Genomic DNA, 21,800 nt, shown 5'->3' with positions numbered 1-21,800 from the left:
GCGAGAGAGCCGGTGGCGCCCCCACCCGTCCACACTCCGGCCACGTCTTCACGTGCCGAACACATCATCACCACAGCAACGCCGCACCAGGGAGCTGTTTTCCATGAGCGCTGAGACTCCTGCCGCATCCGGCCAGTTCACCCGCCGGAGGCTGCAGTTCCGCGCCTGGCGGGGCACCCGTCCGTTCTGGTCCGGTCTGTACGTCCTGCTCAGCGGTCTTCCGATCATGTACTTCCCGTACTTCCACCTCCAGCTCGGTCATCTGACGCTGGCGATGGCGACTACGGCCGGGGCCGGCTCCCTGATCATCGGGGTGCTGCTCGTCGTTCTGGGCATCAGCCTCTGGTTCCAGAAGCACGTACGGACCTTCGCGGGCGTCGCCGCCATCCTGCTGGCGCTGGTGTCCCTCCCCGTGTCCAACTTCGGCGGCTTCGTCATGGGCTTCCTCCTCGCCCTCATCGGCGGAGCGATGGCCGTGGCCTGGGCGCCGGACGCGCCACCGCAGCCGGAGCCGCCGGCCAAGGCCGGACCGGGCGAGGGCGGTGCCCTCGAGGCCGCACCCATTGACAGGGACGAGTCCCGTGTGAAATCCAGGCCACGCCATGCGGCCCGCAGAAAGCCTCTGTTCAACAGGTTCCAGATGTCTGCCGGCAAGACTACAGCCCTGGTGGCTATGCCGACTGCCGTCATCATGGGGATGAGCTTCATGCCCTCGCTGGCCTCCGCCGACAGCAACTCGTCGTCTCCGTCGTCGAAGAGCCTCACGGCCGACGAATACAAGAACTGTGTGGCGGCCCTGAAGCGGGCCGGTGTCTCGGCCTCGCCGTCCCCATCGGACCGCGCCGCCCGGTCCGCGGACAAGGCGGCCACGCCCGAGCCGTCGGCCACGTCGTCGTCTTCGTCGTCCGGGAGCAGCTCGACGTCCACCCCGTCGACGTCCGCGAGCCACGGCGGCGGCCTGCTGGACACCATCAGCGATGCGATCAGAAGGATCCTCGGCGGCGGCAGCTCCAGCTCCGGCTCGTTGTCCACGACGACGCCGTCCGCCACTACCTCCGGCGTGTCAGGCGAGATCAAGGACACGACCAAGACCGTCAAAGACACCTCCAAAGCCGTGATGGACACAGTGTCCAAGTCCGCCCAGGATGCAAGAAGGGCCGTCAAGAGCGCCGCCAACACAGCCACGTCCTCGCCTAACCCGTCCGTAGCCAACTGCCCCACGGCGACGAGCGCGGCAAGCGGCGTCGGCAACAAGGTGCCCGTGGCGCAGGCCCCTTGGTACCTGCAAGCGAGCTCGCTGCTGCTGAAGGGTGCGGACTACCAGGGCATCGTCGACGTGAAGACGGCCAGCGGGACGACGAAGAAGGCGCTCAAGTTCGTCGTATCCGGTGGTATCGACATCGGCAACCTGCACCAAATCGTGAAGGACCACCTGTCCGGCAAGACCTACCACGTACAGGCGGCCGCCGGTTCGACGTCCACGATCCGCAACGGTGCCACGACCCTCTACACCGAGAGCATCTCCGGCAACCTGTTCGGCCTGATCCCGGTGACATTCAGCCCGAGCAGCCCACCACCGCTGAACATCCCGGTGATCTACTTCACCAAGGTGAAGGTGACCCAGGCGGCTCAGTTCGGCGGCACCCTGCGGGTGCCCGGTCTGCACAGCTACCAGACTTCCTGATGCTGTTCTCAAGCCGCTGTTGTGCCCGAGGTCATAGGCAGTGGCGTCACCGCCCCACCATGAACCGCGTCACGAAAGGTCCTCGCATGTTCTCGAGGAACGGTCGTCATCGCCGCTCAAGCCAGGCTCCCGACTTCCTCGTCGAGGCCGGAGGGAACGGCTCGGCCATCGCCGTCCCGCTACCCGGGGCCACCGATGCCACAGCGGCCGACGGCACCAAGTGGGGCCGGAGCCTGGAGCAGCCGTCGTTGACCGTCCGTCAGCTGACCGTCCGAGTCAAGCACGGCAAGGGCAACCGAACCCTGCTGAACAAGGTGAGCTTCACGGTGCCTTCGAAAGCCCTGGTCGCGGTGGTCGGTCCGTCTGGCTCTGGAAAATCAACCCTACTGCGCGCCCTGACGGGCCTCCAGCGGGACGTCCAAGGCGAAGTACTCTTCGAAACCTGGAATCTCCGTGAGCGATTCGCCGAACTGCGTCTGCATATCGGCATCGTTCCTCAACATGACATTCTCCACCCGCAGCTCACGGTGCGGTCCGCGCTCCGTCATGCCGCCAGACTGCGTTTCCCCCGTGACACAGGGCCGACGGAGCGCGACCGTCGAGTTGAAGAGGTACTGGCTGAGCTGGGACTCGGTCTTCACAGCGACCAACGTATCTCCGCGCTCTCCGGAGGTCAGCGCAAGCGCGTCTCGGTCGCTCTGGAACTCTTGACCAAGCCCTCGCTCATGTTCCTGGACGAACCGACCTCCGGCCTGGATCCGGGCATGGACCGCGATGTCATGCAGTTGCTGAGGGGGCTCGCAGACGACGGCCGGACCGTGCTGGTGGTCACACACTCAGTCGGGGAATTAGAGCTGTGCGACCAGGTATTGGTCTTGGGACCTGGGGGGTCCCTGACCTACTTTGGCCCGCCGGCCAAGGCACTCGAATACTTCGGGCATACTAGATGGGCCGACGTCTTCTCTGCCTTCGAGAAGCACCGCGACCGCGACTGGTCCCACAGGTGGCGTAGGCACCAGCAGCAGGTGGCTTCTGCGGACGCCTCGAAGCAGGCGGCGCCCATGCTCCCTGAGGCCGTCCTCATACCGAAACCGCCTCGTTGGACGGCCCAGCTGTCCGGGCTGATCCGTCGCCAACTGGCTGTGATGGCCTCTGACCGAAGGTTCGTCGGCCTGCTGGCATTCCTCCCCACTGTCCTGGGCTTGGCCTGCACCGTCATACCTGCAGACTTCGGCCTTCGCAGGGCACCTGGCGGCATGCCGAACCTCGACGCCGGCACGATCCTTGGGTCCCTCGCCGTCAGCACCTGCTTCATGGGGGCTGCGAACTCCGTCCGTGAACTGGTCAAGGAACGGCTGATCTATGAGCGGGAACGGGCCGCAGGTCTCTCCAGATCCGCCTACCTCATATCGAAGATCACTGTTTTGGGGCTGGTCACCAGCCTCCAAGGAATCATTCTCTGCCTGCTTGGTCTCTTACCACGCCCATTGCCGAACGATGGGGTAGTGGTGAAGGACACCCCCGTCCTCGAGATGACCTTCGCTATCACAGCGCTCGGATTCACCTCGATGATGTGCGGTCTAGTCATCTCGTCACTGGCGAGGACCACCGAAAGCACCATGCCGTTGTTGGTTTTGTTCTCTGTCTTCCAGTACCTGTTCTCAGGCATCACCTTCCGCCTCTTCAACAACCCTGGCGTCGAACAAGTGGCTTGGCTGGCGCCGTCGCGCTGGGCTATCGCATCGGAAGGTGTGACACTTGATCTCGGACAACTCCTCGGACCGATGGACAAGTCGGCCCCTTCGGCTACCGATCCCCTATGGCATCACACGCTCAGCCATTGGCTGACTGACACCGGCATACTCTTCGGTATAGCAACGGGCTGCTATGTGCTCACGATCCAACTCCTGCGCCAGTACGAACCGCCAGCGCTAAGAGGTCATCTCATTTGGCGTATTGGGTAGCCTGCTGGCGGGTGGGAATCGTTGAGCGGCTGGTGCCGGACGAGTTGTGGGAGCTGTTTCACCGGGTGGCACCGGACGCGCCTACCCGGCCTCAGGGAGGCGGCCGGCGTCGGGCACGGTGACCGCGAAGTGCTCGCTGCGATCGTGTTCGTGGCCACGTCGGGCTGCACGTGGCAGCAGCTGCCGTCTGCATCGTTCGGGCCGTCGGGAGCGACGGCTCACCGGCGATTCGCCGAGTGGACCAAGGCCAGGGTCTGGGCCAAGCTGCACCGCCTGGTCCTGGACGAACTCGGCGCCCGCGGTGAGCTGGACCGGTCCCGCTGCGCGATCGACTCGGTGAACATGCGGGCTCTGAAAAGGGGGACATGACAGGCCCGAATCCTAATGGGCGACAGGGGCAAGTACGGCTCGAAGATCCACTTGGTCACCGAGCGGACCGGTCTGCCCCTGTCCGTCGGGATCTCGGGAGCGAACCTGCACGACAGCCAGGCCCTGATCCCGTTGGTGAGGGGCATACCGCCGATCCGCTCCCGACGCGGTCGCCGACGACGCAGGCCGGGAAAGCTCCACGCGGACAAGGGATACGACTGCGACTACCTGCGGCGATGGTTACGCAGTCGGGGCATCCGACATCGCATCGCACGTAAGGGCATCCAGTCATCGACACGCCTGGGCCGGCACCGTTGGACCGTCGAACGCACGATGTCCCGGCTTGCCGGATGCCGCCGACTGCACCGCCGCTACAAGCGCAAAGCCGAGCACTTCCTCGCCTTCACCAGCATCGCCGGCACCCTCATCTGCTACCGCAGGCTCGCCAAATGAGATCACTTCTAAGAATGAGAACTCACACACGGCCACGGCGCAGTGGCTGCTGTACGGCCTCGCAGTCGACCAGGCCCGCGACGCCCTCCTCCAAGTACCGCCCAGTTCGGCGACGTCCTTGCGACGGCGTCCCCCGGCCCGCAACACGATGCGGGCCCGAAGCGCCACATCGGACGGCGCATGACGGCACGTTGCCAACTCCCCCAATTCCACTGCCTGTTCAGGAGAGAGATCCTGCGTGGCTCAACGAGGCAGAACACTGCAGGTTGACACGAACCGGATCACGGGCCCTAGATCCCCAGCTCAACGCTTCGCTCATCCAGTGATCGACAACGGATTTGTCAAATAAGGCTAAACGCAGCTCAACGTCTTGCCGTGGCCATGACCCGTTGAGCACGCTTGCGTGCACCGTCTGAGGAGAGCGGGCCCGCTCGTGGCGGCGTCACCCGGTGCCGGGCGGCCCTGTGCCGTCGGACCGGCAACCCCACGATCAAGGGAGTCCCCCTACCATGCCCCAGAGAGCTTCCGCCTGCCTGCTCACTGTCGCCGCGACCATAGCCGTCACGGCCCTCACAACCCCCGCCGCCCTGGCCGCCGCCCCCACCACCCACAGAGTGCTGGAGGCCCGGATAAACGGCACCGCCGCGAGCCGGCAGAGCCACGACCTGCAAGGGCTCAGCGACCCCACGAAGACCAACGCCACCTCGGGTAACTGGTCCGGTTATGTAGCCACCGGCTCCTCCGGCACCTACAAGTCCGTGGCCTCTTCATGGATTCAGCCCGCGGTCAAGTGCGACTCCCACGACTCCTACTCGTCCTACTGGGTCGGCCTGGACGGATACCAGAACAAAGCACTGGAACAAACCGGAACCGAAGCCGACTGCATCGGTGGAAAGGCACACTACGGCGCCTGGTGGGAGGTAATTCCTGCCGCCGAGAGCCCGTACTCGGTCACCGTCGCCCCCGGCGACCACCTCACCGCCTCCGTCAAGGACAACGGCGACGGCACCTTCACCATGACGCTCTCGGACAGCACCCAGGGCTGGACGAGGACCACCACTCACGCCGGGTCCGCCGGCTACCAGGACAGCTCCGCCGAGGTCATCGCGGAAGCCACCACCGCGAACGGCAGCATAGCCAGCCTGCCCGACTTCGGCTCGGTGGACTTCTCCGACTCCCAGGCCAACGGCACCACCTTCGGGAGCCTGTCGCCGACCCCACTCACCATGCAGAACCACGGCAGCGGTGATGTGATGGCGAAGCCAGGCGCCATCTCCGGCGGGGACTTCGCTGTCACCTGGGAGAGCTCCAGCTGACATCGGCCCCTATCCGCTCATCGGACGCTGGTTCGCCCCTGCCCGCTCGATCTTGTGTGTTTCAGGCGGCGTTTGGGGTGTTCATCGAACAGTAGTCGGTTTCTGAGGGCTCTGGTCCACTTCGTGTGGCGCGGTCGCTGTGCGTGACGGCGGCAATATGATCTCCATCTCGGTCGTGAGGCAGTGGGCTCGAAGCTACGGTGCAGTGGTGAGCAATGACTCCCTCCTCGGCCGCGCCGTCCGTCTCATCCCACTGTCCGTCGACCACGCCGAAGCGCTCTTTCCCTCTGCGTCGGATCCCGAGGTCTGGCAGTGGATGCCCCGGCCTCGGCCCGGCTCTCTCGAAGAGATGCAGGCGATGATCAGCCAGATGCTGACGGACCGAGCCCGGCGGTGCTTCGCGGTCCAGCGTCTGACGGACGAGGCGGTGATCGGTTCGACCAGTCTGTATGAGCTCGACCTGGCTGAGGGCCGAGCGGAGATTGGTGCGACCTGGTTCGATCGTTCTTGCTGGGGCGGCCCTTATAACGCCGAGTCGAAGCTGCTGCTTTTCGGGTACGCCTTTGACGATCTGGGCCTTGCCCGAATTGCCTTGCGCACCGACAACCTCAACGTGCGGTCCCAGCAGGCCCTGACACGGCTGGGTCTCGTCTATGAAGGGAGGCTGCGCAGCCACATGGTGCGCCAGGACGGCACGCGCCGTGATTCGCTGTACTACAGCGTGCTCGCGGACGAGTGGCCCTCTCTGCGCGACAAGCTGCTCACTCGGGTTACGGCCAAAGCCACTGTCTGATCGTGCGCTGCCGTCACGGAGCGAGGAGGACCCGTTTCCGCAGGAGAGCAAAGCCGGCGCGGCCGAACATCTGGCGCTTGAGCATCTTGATCCGGTTGACGTGGCCTTCGACGACGCCGGAGTTCCAGGGCAGTGTAAGGCCGGCGGTGACGGCGTCGAGGTCGCGTTCGAGGTGCTGGGCGAAGTGCCGGAGGCTGGGCAGGTTGGTAGTGGAGGTGGCGGCTTCGATCCAGGTCGGCAGCTGGTCGCCCCGGAGGTGGGCGACCATGTGACCGAAGGAACGCACGTGCTCGGAGAGTGCCGCCAGTTCAGGGCAGTTGGCCAGGACGGCTTTGAGCTGGAGCCGGTCGGCTTCGGGCAGGGCATCGGGGTGGGTGAGGAGCCAGCGCGTGACGGCGCGGGCCGACGGCGGGCGGGGTCGACCGGCTGGGGCTTGCCGCGAAGGTTCCCGCTGACGTAGTCGCGGACGCCGGCGTAGCCGCGGGGATAGCCCTGCCTTGATCTCCCCCCATGGTTTCCAGGCGTTGGTGCAGCCTTCCTGCCAGCGCTGATCGAGGTAGGGCTTGTAGGCATCGAGGTTGGTCGCAGGGTTTTGCCGCTGCCGGTGAACATCTCCTCCGGGGTGGTGGCGCGGGAGAAGCGCAGGATCGTGTTGAGGGTCATCCCGAGTTGCCGGGCGACGGACCGCTTGCTGTGACCGGCGGCGAGGAGAGCGTGGATGGTGGCGTGCTTGGCGCGGGTGCGCTCGGCGAACCGGTGCCCTGTCGGCCAGCGCGATGACGCAGTCGGCTCCGGCTCCTCGTGGGGTTCCTCCGGCTGCTCCGGCGTGGGCGTAAGCAGCCGCGGTGCCGGTAGACGCACTTCTCGGCGGCTTCGCCCAGGTTGTGCCAGAGATGCCACCGATCAGCGACCTGGAGAGCCTGCGGGGCTCCGCGGGTGGCGCCCTCGGCGAAGGAGGGAGCCCGGTCACGGCAGACGATCTCGATGCCGGGCCGCTCGGCGAACCAGGCCGCGAGCGTGTCCGCCTCCCGTCGGGAAGAAGGTCGACCGGGCGACGTGTCTCGACGTCGACGAGCACGGTTCCGTAGACACGGCCCTTGCGCTGGGCGTACTCGTCCGCACCGACCACCCGGGGCGTGGTGACGACGGGATCCGGAAGCGAGGCAGTCAGCCTCAGCAGGGTGTTCCGGCCGACCGGAACCTTGACGGCGGCCGTCATCCGGGCGCCGGCCCGGCCCGCGAGCGCGAGACCGACCGACACCAGCGTCGACCGCAGCCGCTCGGTCCGTCGCCCGAACCTGCGGGTAAGACCGGGTACTTGCTCGGCTAAGGCCTTGCGCTCGCAGGATTCTTCCTCGCAGACGAAGCACCGCACCCGCAACGACACAACGACGAACTTGCCCGCTGTCGGCAGATCACGAGGGAACCGCAGGTAGGAGCCGTGTATTCGCCCCGACCAGCATCCACACCCAAGACAGGCCGCCCGTCCTGCGGTCGTACGGGCCCCGACCCGGACGACCGCGTCCGGCAACACTTCGTTCACGGCGCAGGACTGTCGACCACACCACCATCCAGCCGGGCGATTTTCGGGCGAACGCAAACGCCATCGCACGAAGATCAACAGTCACCCTGCGTACACGCCCACACGAAGTGGACCAGAGCCTTTCTGCGGGAGTCGTTCTGTGGCGAGTATCAAGATCAATATCAGTGACTTTTGGGCTCTGGCACAGACCTTGGGGACCAGTCACGGAAGGTGACATACCGTTTGATTCGGGGCGTCCCAATGAGAGAATGCGATCGGCTCCGCTGCCAGACACGCCAGCTGGGCTCGGTGCTCGCTGCCGGGCCTGAGCCCCGGGCTGCTTTGGCTCAGCCCACTGCGTCCATCAAGGCGGTGACATAGGCGTCTAGCCGTTCCTCCACGACACGCGTCGTCAGCTCCACTCTCCCTGCCTCCCGCCACGGCTGCGCCACTTGCTGCACTTCTTCTGAGCACGCCAGCGCGTCCCGCACCTGCCAATACAGCCGCTCGCTCGCGGCCGCGGCCAGCACCCCGCCGGCCTCCTTGTACGCCTCGGCGAACTGCAGACCCCACGCCGGGCCGTGCAGCAGCGCGAGATTGGTCGAGCAGTGCGCCACATCGAGATCCGCCGGGCCCCAGGAAGCCGCTGCCCAGTCGACGACGCCGGTAATCCGGGCACCGGCCGACTGTGAGGGCCGCTCGTCGAGCAGCACGTTGCCGGGCTGGAAGTCCCGGTGCAGGAATCGCCCTTCATAGGACGGCGCAGGCCTGCGGATCACGTCCATCGCCGCGGCCCATACTGTCGCGTCGGCATCCCTCGGAACCACGACGGTGTCAGCGGTTGTCAACGCCACATACTCCCGGAGCGGCTCAACGGGACGTACCGCGTGGATCGTCACGAGTTGCCTGGCCAGCAGGGGAACGCGCTTCTCCAATCCCTCATTGTCGAGGACCGTCCGGCCCGCCAGACAGGTCATCAGGAGCGATGGATACTCGCAGTGCGCTGCGGTCGGATCAACCGCGACCAGTCCAGGAGCCGGCACACCGGTCCCCGTGAGCAGGGTGAGAGCGTCGGCCTCCCGGCTCAGCCGGTCCGCGGCGTGCTCCAGGTAGCGAGAGTCGACGAAGCTTCGCAGGACCAGGCCACGGGTGCCTCCGTCCCGCGTGCCGACGGTCAGCCTCCGCATTTCGGCAGTGATGCCGCCGCGCAACGTCTCGGTTTTGACGACCCGTTCGCCAACCTTCAGGTGCTGGCTCACCCAAGCCAGGGTCCGCGGTCGGAGAACCTCCTCAACATGGTTGGTCACCGTGCCACCTCACCATTCGGACGGCGGCTTGCGCAAAACCCTTCGTGGAGGCGATTGAATGCGGCGAGCCGTCACGATCGATTACTGAAGCAGGATCATCTTGCGGAGTAGTTCGAATCCCGCGCGTCCGTAAAGCTGCCTTTTGATCTTCTTGATGCGGTTCACGGCACCTCCTGTGCCGCCGGTGCTCCAGTGCAGGGTGAGGCCAGCGGTCACCGCGTCGAGGTCTCGAAGCAGGTGGAGAGCGAAGTAGGTGAGGCCGGGCAGCTGGCTGGCGTCAACGGCATCGATCCACGTGGGGAGCGTAGAGCCGCGGCGGAGGGCGAGGATCTCTCCGAAGTCGCGGGCCAGAACCTCTTTCAGCGCGGCGCGCTCGTCCTCGCTCAGTGTGCGGCATGCAGAGCGGCGATGTAGGCGCGGACCATCTGATAGGTGGCGGGGGCGTTCTCGGCCAACAGTTCGCGTTGCAGGCGAGTGACGTTCGAGTGTCCCTCGGCGAACCGACGCTCCAGATAGGGCTTGTAGGGGGCAGCCAGGCGACTGCACCGCGGCCGGTTCTCCCGGAGCGTTTCTTGCCAGGTGCCGGCACGTGCGTAGCGCAGCACGGTGTTGAGTCCTCAGCCCAGGTGCCGGGCGATCGCCCGGCGCGGACGCGATCCGCATGCTGACCAACTACCAGATGGACTCCACAACGCCGTTCGCGGTGTTGCTGATCGGCCAGCCCACCCTGCGGAAGCGGATGAAGCACGGCGTCTTGGCGGCGCTGGACCAGCGGATCGCGTTCAGCTATCAGGTGCCCACGATGACGAAGGAGGAGACGGCCAGCTGTATCAAGCACCGTCTGACGATCGCCGGACGGCAGGACACGCTGTTCTCGGACGACGCCGTCGAGCTGATCCATCTCACCAGCCGCGGTCCGCCCCGTTCGGTCAACAAGAACGCCTGGCAGTCCCTCATCGCCGCCTTCACCGAGGAGAAGGGCATCGCCGACGAGTCCTCCACCCGCGTTGCCATCACCGAGGCGCACGCGACAGAGCGACCCTCAGTTCCCGCCGGTCAGGCGGCAGCGGCTCGCAGATCCGCTGCCATCAGCAACGACAACAGCCTTATGCCCTCGGCCGCGAGGGCATCAGCACCGCCTTGCTCACGGTCGATCACGCACAGAGCCTCATGCACGTGAGCCCCCAGGCCACGCAAGTCCGCGGCCGACAGCACGATCTGTCCACCGCTGGTGACCACATCCTCAACGACCAGCACACGACGACCCTCAACGTCGGCGCCTTCGGCGAGACGGCAGGTGCCATACGGCTTGGCCTGCTTGCGCACGAACGCACAGGGCAGACCCGTGTGTCGGCCGAGCGCGGTCACCACCGGAATGCCGCCCATCTCCAGCCCGGCCAGCACCTCCGTGCCGGACGGCACCAGCAGAGCCATCCGCTGGGCAATCTCGTCCAGCAGGACGGGATCGCCTTCGAACCGGTACTTGTCGAAGTACTCCGTGGCACTACGTCCAGACCGGAGCGTGAAATGCCCGGTCAGATGAGAGGCAGCATGGATACGGCGAGCAAGGTCAGAATGTGTCACAGGCGTCCTGTCTTCCAGCAGTCCCGGGCAGCCCGCACACCGGCTCCCTGCACGGAGCCAAGTCCCAAGGCCCCACTGTTCTTGCCGACAGCGTGAACACGAAGCCGACACCGTGATGAACACCGAACACCCCTGCGGCCTGCGGCCGCAGGGGTGTTCTCGTTCTCTTACGTCCACCACGGCAGTGACGCCGATGTGCTCAAGCAGCATGTCGGGCAACACCGGATCACCCGCGAAGCCCTTGGACTTGGTTCCCAGCAAGCTTCGCTACGTCGTGGAGCAGACCTCGCTCCTGCCCCACTTCAAGCCCCTGGCCGTCCGCTGGGAGAGACGCCTCGACCTGCACGACGCCCCCGTGCCTGCGTTCTTCCAAGTCGAGGACTGTTTTCGCACCGTATCAACGGGGACCGGGTCAAGGACCGGCACTGCGGTCGCGCATCGGGTCCCGTCACGTCGCATTTCACTACCGGTGATTGAACGGGTCCACTGCGAGTGATTCCTGCACACTGAGAATTCGACAGGCGATGAGCCGAAGCACGATAGTTGTCACCATCGGCGCCCACCGATGATCACCAGCCTCTCCACGACGGCCGGTTTCCTGAACGTGGGCTCAGCGGGGCTCGCCGAACCAGCGGTCGAGCGCCGGTTCCAGGTCTTCCGCGCCTGCCCAGCACACGTAGCCGTCCGGCCGGATGAGCATCGGTTCGGTGTCGGTGCCCTGGCTCACCCGGTCCACCCGGTCCGACCAGGGGCCGGCAACCCTGGCGAACGTGTCGGCCGGGTCCAGCAGGATGCCATGTCCGGACCGCAGCAGTTCGTGCACCCGGGCCGGGCCGAGGTCGAGGTCCGGTGCGGGCCTGCCGACGAGCGGATGGGTTTCGGTGCCCTGCATCGGATAGCGGATGGCCATCCCGGACGTCAGGTCGGCGAGATAGTGCTGGACGTCCGGCAGTTGGGCCATGGCTGTGAAGATCTCCCGGGCGGCCAGCACGTCCGGATCGCGGGTGCCGGCCCAGTCCATCAGCAGGCTCTGTGCCCGGACGTTGCGCAATACGGCGGCTCCGGCCGGATGCCGTTCCGCGTGATACGTGTCGAGCAGGTTCTTTGGTGCCCAGCCGTGCACGGCGGCGCCGAGCTTCCAACCGAGGTTGAGCGCGTCCTGCATCCCTGTGTTCATGCCCTGCGCGCCGATCGGAAGGTGGACATGGGCGGCATCGCCCGCCAGGAACACCCGCTCGTGCCGGTACTGCTCGACCTGCCGTGACGCGTTGGTGATACGGCGGGCGTAGCGCAGTTCGAGCAGGTGCACCCGTGTGCCGAACACGGTGCTCAGGCCGTGGCGGATTTCGTCCTCGGTGACCGGGATCTCCCTCGGCAGTGACTGGCCCGGCCCGCCGAGGACCAGTCGGCGCAGTTGCCTGCCCTGTGGATCGGTGCCGAGCGGGAACAGCGCTGCCCAGTGCCCGTCCTCGTTCCAGGTGTGCGACGTGGACGGATCGACGCCGCTCAGCCGCACGTCGGCGGCGGTGATCGTCAGCGTACCGGGCTGACCGGGGAACTCGGCCCGCAGGAGCGACCGTACGGTGCTGTGGGCTCCGTCGGCGGCGACGAGGTAACGGGAGCGGAGGGTGGCGCCGTTGGCGAAGGTCGCGATGACCCCGTTGTCGTCCTGGGCGAGGCCGACCAGTTCGTGGTCCCTGCGGGCGTGGAGGCCGTGCGCGGCGAGGTGCTGCTCGAAGAATCCCTCGATCACCACCTGCGGCACGGACCGCCATGGCAGACGGTGCCGGTTGGAGTGGAGCGGGAGGGGGACACCGGCGAAGTGGCCATGGGTGACGGGGTGATCTCCGGTGGCCAGCAAGGGCTCCAGCAGCCCTCGTTGGTCGAGCGCCTCCAGTGTGCGGGACTGCACACCGCCTGCCTTGGACAGGTCGCTGCGCCGCGACAGCTTGTCGACCAGCACGGTCGACACCCCCGCCAGCAGCAGCTCGTTGGCCAGCGTCATTCCGGTCGGGCCGGCGCCGACGATGAGCACATCGGTGTCCATGGACTCTCCTGTGTCTGTGTCGATCAGGACAGAGGCAACGCTCCGTCGGCCGAGCCGCCCGACCCAGAAACCGGCTCGATTGCGTTGATATCTGACACCGCCTAGCCTCGGCTCGGTGGAATCCGACTACGACGAGCTGGATCGTCGGCTCGTGCACGCCTTGCAGATCGACGGCCGCGCCCCGTTCAGCACCATCGCCGAGGTTCTCGGCGTGTCGGATCGCACCATCGCCCGCCGGTACGCCCGTTTGCGGTCGGCCGGGGCGGTACGAGTGCTGGGCGGGGTCGACCCAACCGCGCTGGGCGCCATCTTGTGGTTCCTGCGGGTGCGATGTGCGCCCGCCACGTCGCTCCCGGTCGCCGAGGCGCTGGCCAGACGCCCCGACACGTCCTGGGTGAGCCTCAGCTCCGGCGGCACCGAGATCACCTGCGTGGTCCGCACCGAGAGCGAGGCGGACAGCGAGACACTGCTGCTGGCCAAACTCCCCCGCACCCCGCGCGTGGAGGGCGTGACCGCGCACTCCGTGCTGCACGCCTTCTACGGCGGCCCGGACAACCTGGTCGGAAAACTCGGGTCGCTGGACGCGGAGGCGATCGAGCGACTGCGCCCGCCTCCGATGCCGCATCGACCGGGACCGGTGCGGCTCGACGACGGCGACCGCAAGCTCCTCGCCCTGCTCGCCACCGACGGCCGGGCCGGGTTCGAGCAGTTGGCCGCGGCGACTGGCTGGTCGCCGACGACGGTCCGGCGCCGGATGACGGAGCTGCGCGAACATGGCCTGCTCTATCTCGACATCGACGTCGACTGGCGCATGTTCGGCGTGAACGCCCGAACCCTGCTCTGGCTCTCGGTCGCCCCCGCACACCTGGAGGAGGCCGGTCAGGCGCTGGCCGGGCATCCGGAGATCGCGTTCGCCGCCGCCACGACCGGCCCGACCAACCTGTACGCCAGTGTGGTGTGCACGAACCAACGGGAGCTGTACCGGTACCTGACCACCCGCGTCGCCACACTCCCAGCCATCACGCACATCGAAACGGCCCCCGTGATCAGGACCGTCAAGCAGGCAGCGAACCAGACATAGCAACCGCCCAGCCCCCTGTTGTCTCGATCGCGCAAAGCACACTGCTTGTCACCAGGTCGGCGCGCTACCTGTCACCGGCAGCGCGCGAAGCACGGTGGGTGTCACCGGCTCCGGCGCTGTACCGGCCGCCTGGCTGCACAGCGGCTCCGACGGTCAGACCGGCGTACACCGTCCGACGGTCGTCGTGACAACACGCTGCCTTGGTGACACCTATCGCGCATCGGCTCAAGTCGGCCTATGAAAGCGCTCCTTACCTTGTTGGCGGGTTGATTCCGGTCCTTCGTACGATCGGCAGGCCCAGGGGCCTGGGTGTGGCTGAAAGCGCTCATGCCGTACGTGTGGCTTCGACTGATAGGCCGCCCAGTGCCCCGCGACGACACGGCCACTCATTGGGATGAGCGAACAGAGATCGCTTCGTAAGGACACGTCGGCGTGGTCGTCTGCAGGGACCAGTCAACCGATCGGCGAGGGAGGCTCGGGTGCCCGAGCTCTGGGCGGGCGGCGAGGTCCGGGCGGGGCTTCTTGATCTGGTCCTTCACCTACCGTTCGACGGTGCGCTGGGAGATCCGCGGCATCTGGGCGACCGGCTTGGTTCCCTTGAGCTGCTGAGCTGCTTGACCAGGTATCGCATCTGCGCGCCCGCGCTCTTGGGTGCTGGGCGGGTGAACGCCTTCTGCACCGCGGCGTCCAAGCCGGCCGCGGGCGAGAGCCCCACGCGGCCGGTGCGCACCCCGGCGTCAGTAGGCCGACGGCGTACTGACGCCCGTGCGGACCACCTCGTAGAAGTCCTGCAGGTCGTGGACCAGGCTGACGACCTGGTCCTGGTCAGTCGGGTCGGCGTCGAGCAGCCAGTCGGCGACCAGGTCAAACATGCCGCCGACCAAGCCGATCGCCACGCGGTGCGGGTCCAGGTCGGTACGGATCGGGTGGCCGCTGCCCAGGGCCCGGTAGTGCTGCCAGACCTGCTCGACGAAGCCGGCCGCCCAGCGCCGATTGGTGCGGCGCTGGCGCTCGACCGCCGGGGAGACCGCACCGGCCTGACCGAAGGTCACCAGTGCTAGCCGGGGGTCGTCCACCAGGGCATGAGCGAACGCGGCCACGAGCAGCCGCTCCCCCTGCCGTGCCTCAGTGGGCGCCTCCCGCAGACGTCCGGTCACGACCGTCTCCAGACGCGCTGTCACGTCCTGGAGCAGTGCGACGTAGCAGGCCTCGCGGCTGTCGAAGATCTCGTAGAAGCCCTTGGTGCCGACATAGGCGTGCTGGCACAGCTGCTCGATCGAGGTGTTGGCGTAGCCCTGCGCGGCGAACAGCTCCAGCGCCGCGTCAAGGAGCTGGCGGCGTCTCTGGTCGCGGCGCTGCTCGGCGTCCAGGCCGCGGATACGCCGCCCTGCGGGGTCCCCTGATGCGCTGATCGCTGACACTCCCCCAGCCTACCGCCCCGGGAGCACTGAAACTGTTTCCAACAAGATGTCTTGTTACTAGTTGGCCACCGTGCTCTACTGGCCGTACTCACCCCTAACCATCGGAGGACTCCGATGCGTCGACGGTTCCAACGAGCACTGCTCGCCCTGTCCACGGCGCTGCTCACGGTCGCGACCTGGGCCGCGCCCGGCCATGCCGCGAGCGCGCCGAGCGCCGGCTTCAACGACTGGAACTGCCGTCCCTCCGCCGCGCACCCCGAACCCGTGCTGCTGTTGCACGGCCTGGGCGGCAACGGGCCCGGCAACATGCTCACCCTGGGCCCGGCTCTGGCCGCGGCGGACTACTGCGTCTACGCCCCCACATACGGCGAGGCGGTATCCGGCATCCCGGTCGGCGGTCTGATCGCCATCGACACGTCCGCGCACGACATAGCCCGCACCATCGACCGGATCCTCGCCTCCACCGGCGCGGCAAAGCTCGACCTGGTCGGGCACTCCGAGGGTGCGTTCCAGTCGCTCTACATCCCCAAGTTCCTGCCCGGCTATGCAGCGAAGGTCGACAAGGTGGTGGCCATGGCCCCGCCGACCCACGGCACCACCTTCGCCGGCCTCATCACCATCGCGGACGACCTGGGCATCAGGCCCCAGGTGGACACCATCCTGGCCAGCGTCGGCTGCGTCGCCTGCACCGAGATCACCAGCGGCGGGCCCCTGGTCGCCAAGCTCAACACCGGGCCGATCGCCCAGCCCGGCATCGGCTACACCGTCATCGCCTCCACCAGCGACGAGTTGGTCACCCCCTATGGCACCGAGTACGTCAACGAACCCGGTGTCAGCAACGAGAGCGTCCAGAGCCTCTGCCCCTTCGACCCGGTCGGGCACATCGGCCTCGCCTACGACGGGGACGTGGCCGCCATGATCCTCAACGCACTCGACCCGGCCCATCCCGTGCCGGTGCGCTGCACCCTCGGCCCGGTCATCTGACCCGAGGACTCCCGAGGACTCTGCGGGTGCCGGTCAATCATCGGGGCTGCGGACCGGCAGGCAGTGATGGCCGCTCCAGCCTCGCTGACCCCTGTGGGCGCGGACGCGGGAAACGGGGCTTTCGACCCCTATCAACCGGGACAATGGGCAGTCCCGTCGCGGGCGCTGCCCGGCTCACCGTCATCCGTTCAGGGAGCCGCACGGATTTCCGACCGATCGAGCGCGATACGCAGGCGTTCCAGCAGTCGGTGACCGCTGGCGAGATCCAGGCGATCGGCCGCCGCGCGTTCGGCCCCGCGGCGAAGGTGGTGTCGGCCGTCGAACTGGGCTCGGGCATGTACAACAAAACCTACCGGCTGACGGTGGCCGGGCAGGAGCGACCAGTGATCCTGCGCATCGCCCCCGAGCCGGTCAGGCGGTTCCGCAGCGAGCGAGAGCTGATGCGCAACGAGTACGCGAGCCTCCCGTACTTGGCCGTGTTTGCGCCACTGCTGCCCCGTGTCATTGCCGCGGACTGGTCGCACGAGGTGATCGGCCGCGCCCTCCGGCAACTGCGGCGTCCAGAACGTCAGCGGCTGGACGGGCGCGGCCGCATGGGTGCCAGGCGACCACCACAGCGTGACTGCGGACGCCTCCTGCCTATGGGGGCCGGACCTGACCGGACCGAACACCACCAAGCCGCAGGTGATAAAGCTCGGCGTCGCGCTCGCACTGCAGGGCAACCCGAAGAGCCCGGGCAAGACGGTGCAGACGATCCCCGCGGTCTCCATGGACGTCGCGGGCGGCGACCTGGAGGACGGCGGAGCTTCCGACCAGATCCGATGCGACAACACCAAGATCATCAACGAGGTGCCGACGATCGGCTGCGTGTTCCACAACTACGTGTCGACCACACCTTCAACGCGGCGAAGTACCCGCAGGCCTCGTCGCACGCCCGGCCGATCCAGCACGAGCCGGCCAACCACCCGGGCAGCAAGGCCGACAGCAAGCCGCTGTACTTCCTGCCCGACGGTGACATCAGCCGCAACCGGACGGTGACCTGCCCCACCGGATGGGCGGCGGCCAACGGCGACACCAGCGCCCTCAACGGCACGACGGACAAGGAGCTGAACTGCGACGAGTTCGCGTTCAACGCCACCTACGACAGCGGCGGGATGCCCTCGCTCGCGGGTGGCCTGAACCCGGTCAGCAGCGGGGACGCCTGTGCGCAGACCCTTGCGAGCAAGCAGGACGGCACCGTGCACCTGTTCAACATCCACGGCCTCGTGCCGACGTGGAAGGAGGTCTGCGGACGGTCCGCGATCTCCGGGAACGACAACAGCGGTTCGATGGCCGGGTTCGCAGCCTTCAACGCGAACCAGCGACTGCTGGACCGTGACCTTTGCTGGCTGAACACGAACATGCTCGCGGCGTGCTCCGCCGACAGCACGACCGTGAAGTGCACCATGACCGCGAACAACCAGTAGCACCACCCCGCTCACAGGGGGCGCCGCGCCGAGAGGGCACGGCGTCCCCGCTGCTACCGGTTCACACCGGCGAGGGCAGGTGCACCGCGGGCAGCAGCCCCAGCTCGATCTCCCGACGCGGCAGCGACAGCCCGAGATGCTCGCCCACCGCCGCGAACAGCCGCTTCGCCAACTCCTCGTCCTCGTCCTCGGGGTCCCCGCAGCCGGGGAAGGTGTCCCGCACCGCCCCGGCCCGGCGCATGGCCGCGTCCAGTGCGGCGAACCTCCCGAGCCGGTCCCTGGTCCGGACCGCGGTCTCCAGCAGGCTGTCACCGGGCTCGCCGGAACTCACTTCGCCGGCTGCGTCGACGTAGCACACCCACGGGTGCTCGTGCAGGAAGCGGTCCAGGCAGACGAGTTCGTCGCCCTGCTCCACCAAGGTGTCCTGACCCAGCCGGTCGAGGAAGACGAGGTGCCAGGTGGATCGCTCGGCCTCCAGGACGTACGTCCACTCGCCGCTGCGGCCGAACATCGCCACGCTGTCGCCCAGGTTCACGCTCAGCCTGTCGAAGTCCTTGAACAGCGGCGGCCGTTCGGCCATGCCGCGGTCGGCGCCGAGGCGCACCACGAAGTCCACCGGGTCCACGCCCCGCACCGCCGTGAGGCTGATGTCCGAGAGCATCCCGTCCTTGGCGATCGCACCGCTGTACCAGTGCTCGCCGATCCACGCCAAGCTGTTGTCCGTCACCGTGGCGACCCCTCTCCTCGGCTTCGCGCACACGTTAGTAGCGGAGGCGCCGCATGTACTGCGTCCACCGGCCGATCATCGAGGTCGCATGCGCCAAATACACGCCGCGCGGAGGTGGGGTGGTGGTCGGCCGGCACAGTGTCAGTCGAGCACTTGATGTAGTACCAACGCATACCGAGGTACATGGATCAGAGGGCGACCCGTGGGGCTACACAGTTGCCGCGGCGGACATGTGGGGAACTCGGCCACCGAGATGCCGATCCACTGCTCGACGAACCCTCCGGCCGGGAGACGCTCAAGGCTCTCCTTCCAGATGCCGGACGCGCTCCTCCTGCCGATCCGGCTCGGCTTTGTGCTGACCACCCACCGTTTTGATCTGCGCCTTGATCTACGCCGTGTCGTCCGCGATGGCTCTGCACGCGTGCGCCGTAGCGAATTCACCGCACCTGGTGGGCCAACCCGCCCGGCCCCGCACTCATCGATCACCAGCGGGATACTCTCGAAAGGTGGCCCCAACAGGGGCGTCCGAGCTGGTCAGCGGCCTCGATCGGGTCGCTCTGTGGCTACTCGTTCCCCAGTATTACTCGGCCCAGACCCAGCCCGTCCGGCCGTCCGTCGTCTTACCGTGGAACCAGTGGTGGCCTGCGGAGTTGACGACGCAGGAGTCCACCTTGAAGTCCCAGGTGGACGTCCCCGTCACGCTGAAGTCAGCGCCGGGCCCGCTGCGCAGGGGGATGGAATCCGTGGAGGTGGCGCCGGGCCAGTTGCCTTCCGCCTGGCTGCAGATCTCGTCAGCCGGAGCGGCCGAGGCGGTGGGCGACGTCGCGACGACGACGCCGAACGCCACAGCGGCCATAACGGCGCCGATGGCAGCCCTACGGATGGCTGCGATTGCCATGGGGTCGCCGTTCCTTGCTCTCTGATCAGAAATGGTCATCGTGCAAGCGCAACAGACACGCCCACAAAAAATACCGAGGGCGGATGCCGTCGGGCGTCAACGCCTCTCGTTTCGCTGGCAGAGTCCACAGCTCTGTCCGCAATGAGTCCCCTACAGATGGGCCGTGCCGCCAACTCCCGTGTGTCTGCGGCGACCAGAGCAGTTCGTGCCCGTGTGGCGGCGCGGCTCACCGGGATCGATGGTGGCAGTTGGAGGAGCAGCGGGCTCGGCTGCTGACCGAGGCCGACATGGGCTGCAGGGCGACCGCACCAGACCAGATTGATCACGACCTCGAACAGGCCCTCAGGAATCCTCCGATCCGGCGCGGACGGCAGCGTGCTGGGCGCTGGCTCGCAGGAGCGCGGCGTCGAAGTCACGCTGAGTGTTACACCGGTGCAAGAGATCGGCGAGGACGCACTGCACAGTCTCGCCGGGGCTGCGGCGCCGCCCCTCGACGGACAGCGCGTACATCTGCAGGACCTCGTCGGCTCGTCGCACTGCCGCGTCGTGCCTGCCCGTTCCGGTCATGGCCACCCTCCTCGCCCTCCGGACACGGCTTCGACACAACGACATCCTTCTCACCCGCCCCACAGGGCACGCCAGCTCCATCTGCCTGGAGCTTCACCCGTCCACCACCCCAACTGGCCAACACAGTAGGCAGGTTGGCAAACGCTCAGTATGCCTCTGGTGGACTGAATGCGCATCATCTTGTGCACTCTGCGCTAACGACGTAGTCCCTCTGCCGAAGGAAACTGGGGCTCATACTCCGATCGGGGCGCCCACACGGGCCATAAGTGCTCTCTCAGATTCCGGGGCCAATCCAGCCAACGTCGCCGAGTGCGCGCCTGACCAGTGCCAACTCGGTGGGGAAACCGGGCCAGGAAGAAGCAACTGAGGGAAGTTCCATGCGCGACAAGAGGGGGAAGTTCCATGCACGACACGATTCACACGAAAACCCCAGGCGGAGCGCTGCGTCGTCATGCTGCCGCCGCATCTCTGACCCTCATCGTGACGGCTCTGCCTGTGGCCCTCGCGACGCCTGCCTCGGCATCGGCAGGAGATTGTACGAATTACCTGGCCGGGCAGGGCTACAGCGTCGGCTCGGGAGTGAGGAAGGCGTGTCTGGTCGGGTCGTCCCCCGGGGGCGAGGTGGGCTTCGGCATATGTCGTACGGAGCTGGTGGACCTCGGAGTCAAGGGCGACGACGCGAGCAGCGCCTGCGACCTGGCGTAGGAAGTGCTGATCGGCTTCATAGCTGACGTGGCGCCACAGCACCCCGAGCTCGGCCCAGGAGTGCTGCGAAGAGCTGACGGCGTGAACGGAGCGGAGCAAGGTGCTCCGGCCAGAGCAGAACGACAACGCGAAAACGCCAGTCATCCCCCATGGTCGTCCTCGAACATACCGCCCCTGCGGCCCGGTGTGAGGGCTCCTGATCCCCCACCGAAGACTCGCCACATGAGACGACTTCCTTAGGCGGCGTCAGACGCAAGAGGTCAAGGGGTCCGGCCTGACGGTCGGCCCCCTTGACCATTCGACTGACTGCTCCGCTGTTCGCCCTACCACCACGTCAGTGAGGGAGCCGGCTTCCCGGCAGTCCTCCTGACGAGTTCCGAGGGAGACGGCGTGGTGGATCCCCTGCATGCCGCGCAAGATGTGCGCGGCGCTCCAGCACGCTGCCGGTCACCTCACCCGCGCAAGACGGAAGGGGCCTCGCGCTCTTGCGCGTTGAGCCGGGCGCCGGTCATGGCGCCCGGACCGCTGGTCGAGAAGTCCAGTTCTCGCTGGACGAATTGTCTTTCGCGGCCTGCCGGTCCGGTCTGCCCTTGCCGAGCCAACTCGACCGGAACTTCGATAATGACGGCTTGACAGATATCGGTAATACCGTAGGGTGATTTCAAAGTGAGGGTTCGTCATTTGGTGCGACGGAAACCCTCCGCTGTGTTCTCAAATCCACCCGCACGGGTGGAGAAAGGTGGTAACAATGAACGTAGAGTTTGCCGTCAAGGAGCACGAGGACGTCTTTGACCTGGACATTCGCGAGGCGACCGAGGCCGTCGCGCCGACTGCCCAGGAGGCAGCTTTCACGCTCGGCACCCGATGTGAAACCACGGTCATATTCTGCTGAACCAGCATCGGTAGGCGCCT

The 21,800-nt window shown here is 66.8% G+C and carries 18 protein-coding genes and 2 pseudogenes; 10 read left to right on the top strand and 10 right to left on the bottom strand.

All coding sequences use genetic code 11. From position 1 onward, the window contains the following. Positions 1-103: 103 nt before the first annotated feature. The 5 genes and pseudogenes from AV521_RS46860 to AV521_RS31700 all read left to right on the top strand — a co-directional run. A pseudogene (locus tag AV521_RS46860) lies at positions 104-556 on the top strand (DUF6114 domain-containing protein); the annotation flags it as partial. A 1,214-nt stretch (positions 557-1,770) separates the two neighbouring features. Next, on the top strand, positions 1,771-3,648 hold the full coding sequence (locus tag AV521_RS31720) for an ABC transporter ATP-binding protein/permease (protein WP_076093213.1): 1,878 nt from the start codon (positions 1,771-1,773) through the stop codon (positions 3,646-3,648). Between the two features lie 17 nt (positions 3,649-3,665). Continuing rightward, positions 3,666-4,470: pseudogene (locus tag AV521_RS47990) on the top strand (IS5 family transposase). A 509-nt stretch (positions 4,471-4,979) separates the two neighbouring features. Beyond that, positions 4,980-5,786 (top strand): G1 family glutamic endopeptidase, encoded by an 807-nt coding sequence (locus AV521_RS31705; protein ID WP_076093211.1) that lies wholly within the window; start codon positions 4,980-4,982, stop codon positions 5,784-5,786. Between the two features lie 208 nt (positions 5,787-5,994). Then, entirely contained in the window at positions 5,995-6,579 is a 585-nt protein-coding gene (locus AV521_RS31700) for a GNAT family N-acetyltransferase (RefSeq protein ID WP_179023521.1), read from the top strand. Between the two features lie 13 nt (positions 6,580-6,592). On the opposite strand, the gene AV521_RS51300 is transcribed toward AV521_RS31700, so the two are convergent. The 6 genes from AV521_RS51300 to AV521_RS31665 form a co-directional block, all read right to left on the bottom strand. Then, a complete protein-coding gene (locus AV521_RS51300; RefSeq protein ID WP_305965198.1) occupies positions 6,593-7,081 on the bottom strand; it encodes a transposase in 489 nt (162 codons plus the stop codon). A 157-nt stretch (positions 7,082-7,238) separates the two neighbouring features. Continuing rightward, positions 7,239-7,949, bottom strand: coding sequence for a transposase (locus AV521_RS51295; protein ID WP_256725745.1), 711 nt, complete (start codon positions 7,947-7,949; stop codon positions 7,239-7,241). A gap of 499 nt (positions 7,950-8,448) precedes the next feature. After that, positions 8,449-9,360: a phosphotransferase family protein gene (locus AV521_RS31690; RefSeq protein ID WP_256725740.1), complete on the bottom strand. Its 912-nt coding sequence runs from the start codon at positions 9,358-9,360 to the stop codon at positions 8,449-8,451. A gap of 431 nt (positions 9,361-9,791) precedes the next feature. Further along, on the bottom strand, positions 9,792-10,013 hold the full coding sequence (locus tag AV521_RS51290) for a hypothetical protein (protein WP_256725739.1): 222 nt from the start codon (positions 10,011-10,013) through the stop codon (positions 9,792-9,794). 451 nt (positions 10,014-10,464) lie between these two features. Then, positions 10,465-11,253 carry an orotate phosphoribosyltransferase gene (locus tag AV521_RS31675; protein ID WP_256725738.1) on the bottom strand — a complete coding sequence of 263 codons (789 nt, stop codon included), beginning with the start codon at positions 11,251-11,253 and terminating at the stop codon, positions 10,465-10,467. Between the two features lie 349 nt (positions 11,254-11,602). Continuing rightward, a complete protein-coding gene (locus AV521_RS31665) occupies positions 11,603-13,039 on the bottom strand; it encodes an FAD-dependent monooxygenase (RefSeq protein ID WP_076093203.1) in 1,437 nt (478 codons plus the stop codon). A 115-nt stretch (positions 13,040-13,154) separates the two neighbouring features. Between AV521_RS31665 and AV521_RS31660 the strand changes: the two genes are divergently transcribed. Then, a complete protein-coding gene (locus tag AV521_RS31660) occupies positions 13,155-14,120 on the top strand; it encodes an Lrp/AsnC family transcriptional regulator (protein WP_076093201.1) in 966 nt (321 codons plus the stop codon). 737 nt (positions 14,121-14,857) lie between these two features. Here AV521_RS31660 and AV521_RS31655 read toward each other — a convergent pair. After that, on the bottom strand, positions 14,858-15,541 hold the full coding sequence (locus tag AV521_RS31655; protein WP_218639381.1) for a TetR/AcrR family transcriptional regulator: 684 nt from the start codon (positions 15,539-15,541) through the stop codon (positions 14,858-14,860). 114 nt (positions 15,542-15,655) lie between these two features. Between AV521_RS31655 and AV521_RS31650 the strand changes: the two genes are divergently transcribed. Together AV521_RS31650 and AV521_RS49550 are read left to right on the top strand one after the other, a co-directional pair. Next, positions 15,656-16,525 carry a triacylglycerol lipase gene (locus AV521_RS31650; protein ID WP_076093198.1) on the top strand — a complete coding sequence of 290 codons (870 nt, stop codon included), beginning with the start codon at positions 15,656-15,658 and terminating at the stop codon, positions 16,523-16,525. A 143-nt stretch (positions 16,526-16,668) separates the two neighbouring features. Continuing rightward, a complete protein-coding gene (locus AV521_RS49550) occupies positions 16,669-17,991 on the top strand; it encodes a hypothetical protein (protein ID WP_179023519.1) in 1,323 nt (440 codons plus the stop codon). 61 nt (positions 17,992-18,052) lie between these two features. On the opposite strand, the gene AV521_RS31640 is transcribed toward AV521_RS49550, so the two are convergent. From AV521_RS31640 to AV521_RS31630, 3 genes are all read right to left on the bottom strand, one after another. Continuing rightward, positions 18,053-18,718: a hypothetical protein gene (locus tag AV521_RS31640; protein WP_076093195.1), complete on the bottom strand. Its 666-nt coding sequence runs from the start codon at positions 18,716-18,718 to the stop codon at positions 18,053-18,055. 580 nt (positions 18,719-19,298) lie between these two features. Next, on the bottom strand, positions 19,299-19,616 hold the full coding sequence (locus AV521_RS31635) for an SH3 domain-containing protein (protein ID WP_076093193.1): 318 nt from the start codon (positions 19,614-19,616) through the stop codon (positions 19,299-19,301). A 342-nt stretch (positions 19,617-19,958) separates the two neighbouring features. Further along, positions 19,959-20,183 (bottom strand): hypothetical protein, encoded by a 225-nt coding sequence (locus AV521_RS31630; protein WP_076093191.1) that lies wholly within the window; start codon positions 20,181-20,183, stop codon positions 19,959-19,961. Positions 20,184-20,663: 480 nt separating this feature from the next. Here AV521_RS31630 and AV521_RS48780 point away from each other — a divergent pair, with 480 nt between their 5' ends. After that, the gene (locus AV521_RS48780) at positions 20,664-20,888 is read left to right on the top strand and encodes a hypothetical protein (RefSeq protein WP_143658683.1); all 225 of its coding nucleotides are present in this window, start codon (positions 20,664-20,666) and stop codon (positions 20,886-20,888) included. A 748-nt stretch (positions 20,889-21,636) separates the two neighbouring features. Then, positions 21,637-21,780, top strand: coding sequence for a hypothetical protein (locus AV521_RS49545; RefSeq protein WP_179023517.1), 144 nt, complete (start codon positions 21,637-21,639; stop codon positions 21,778-21,780). Positions 21,781-21,800: the final 20 nt, after the last annotated feature.

Source organism: Streptomyces sp. IMTB 2501, from assembly GCF_001953885.1.
Lineage (GTDB): Bacteria > Actinomycetota > Actinomycetes > Streptomycetales > Streptomycetaceae > Streptomyces.
This window is presented reverse-complemented; position numbering and strand designations above follow the sequence as displayed.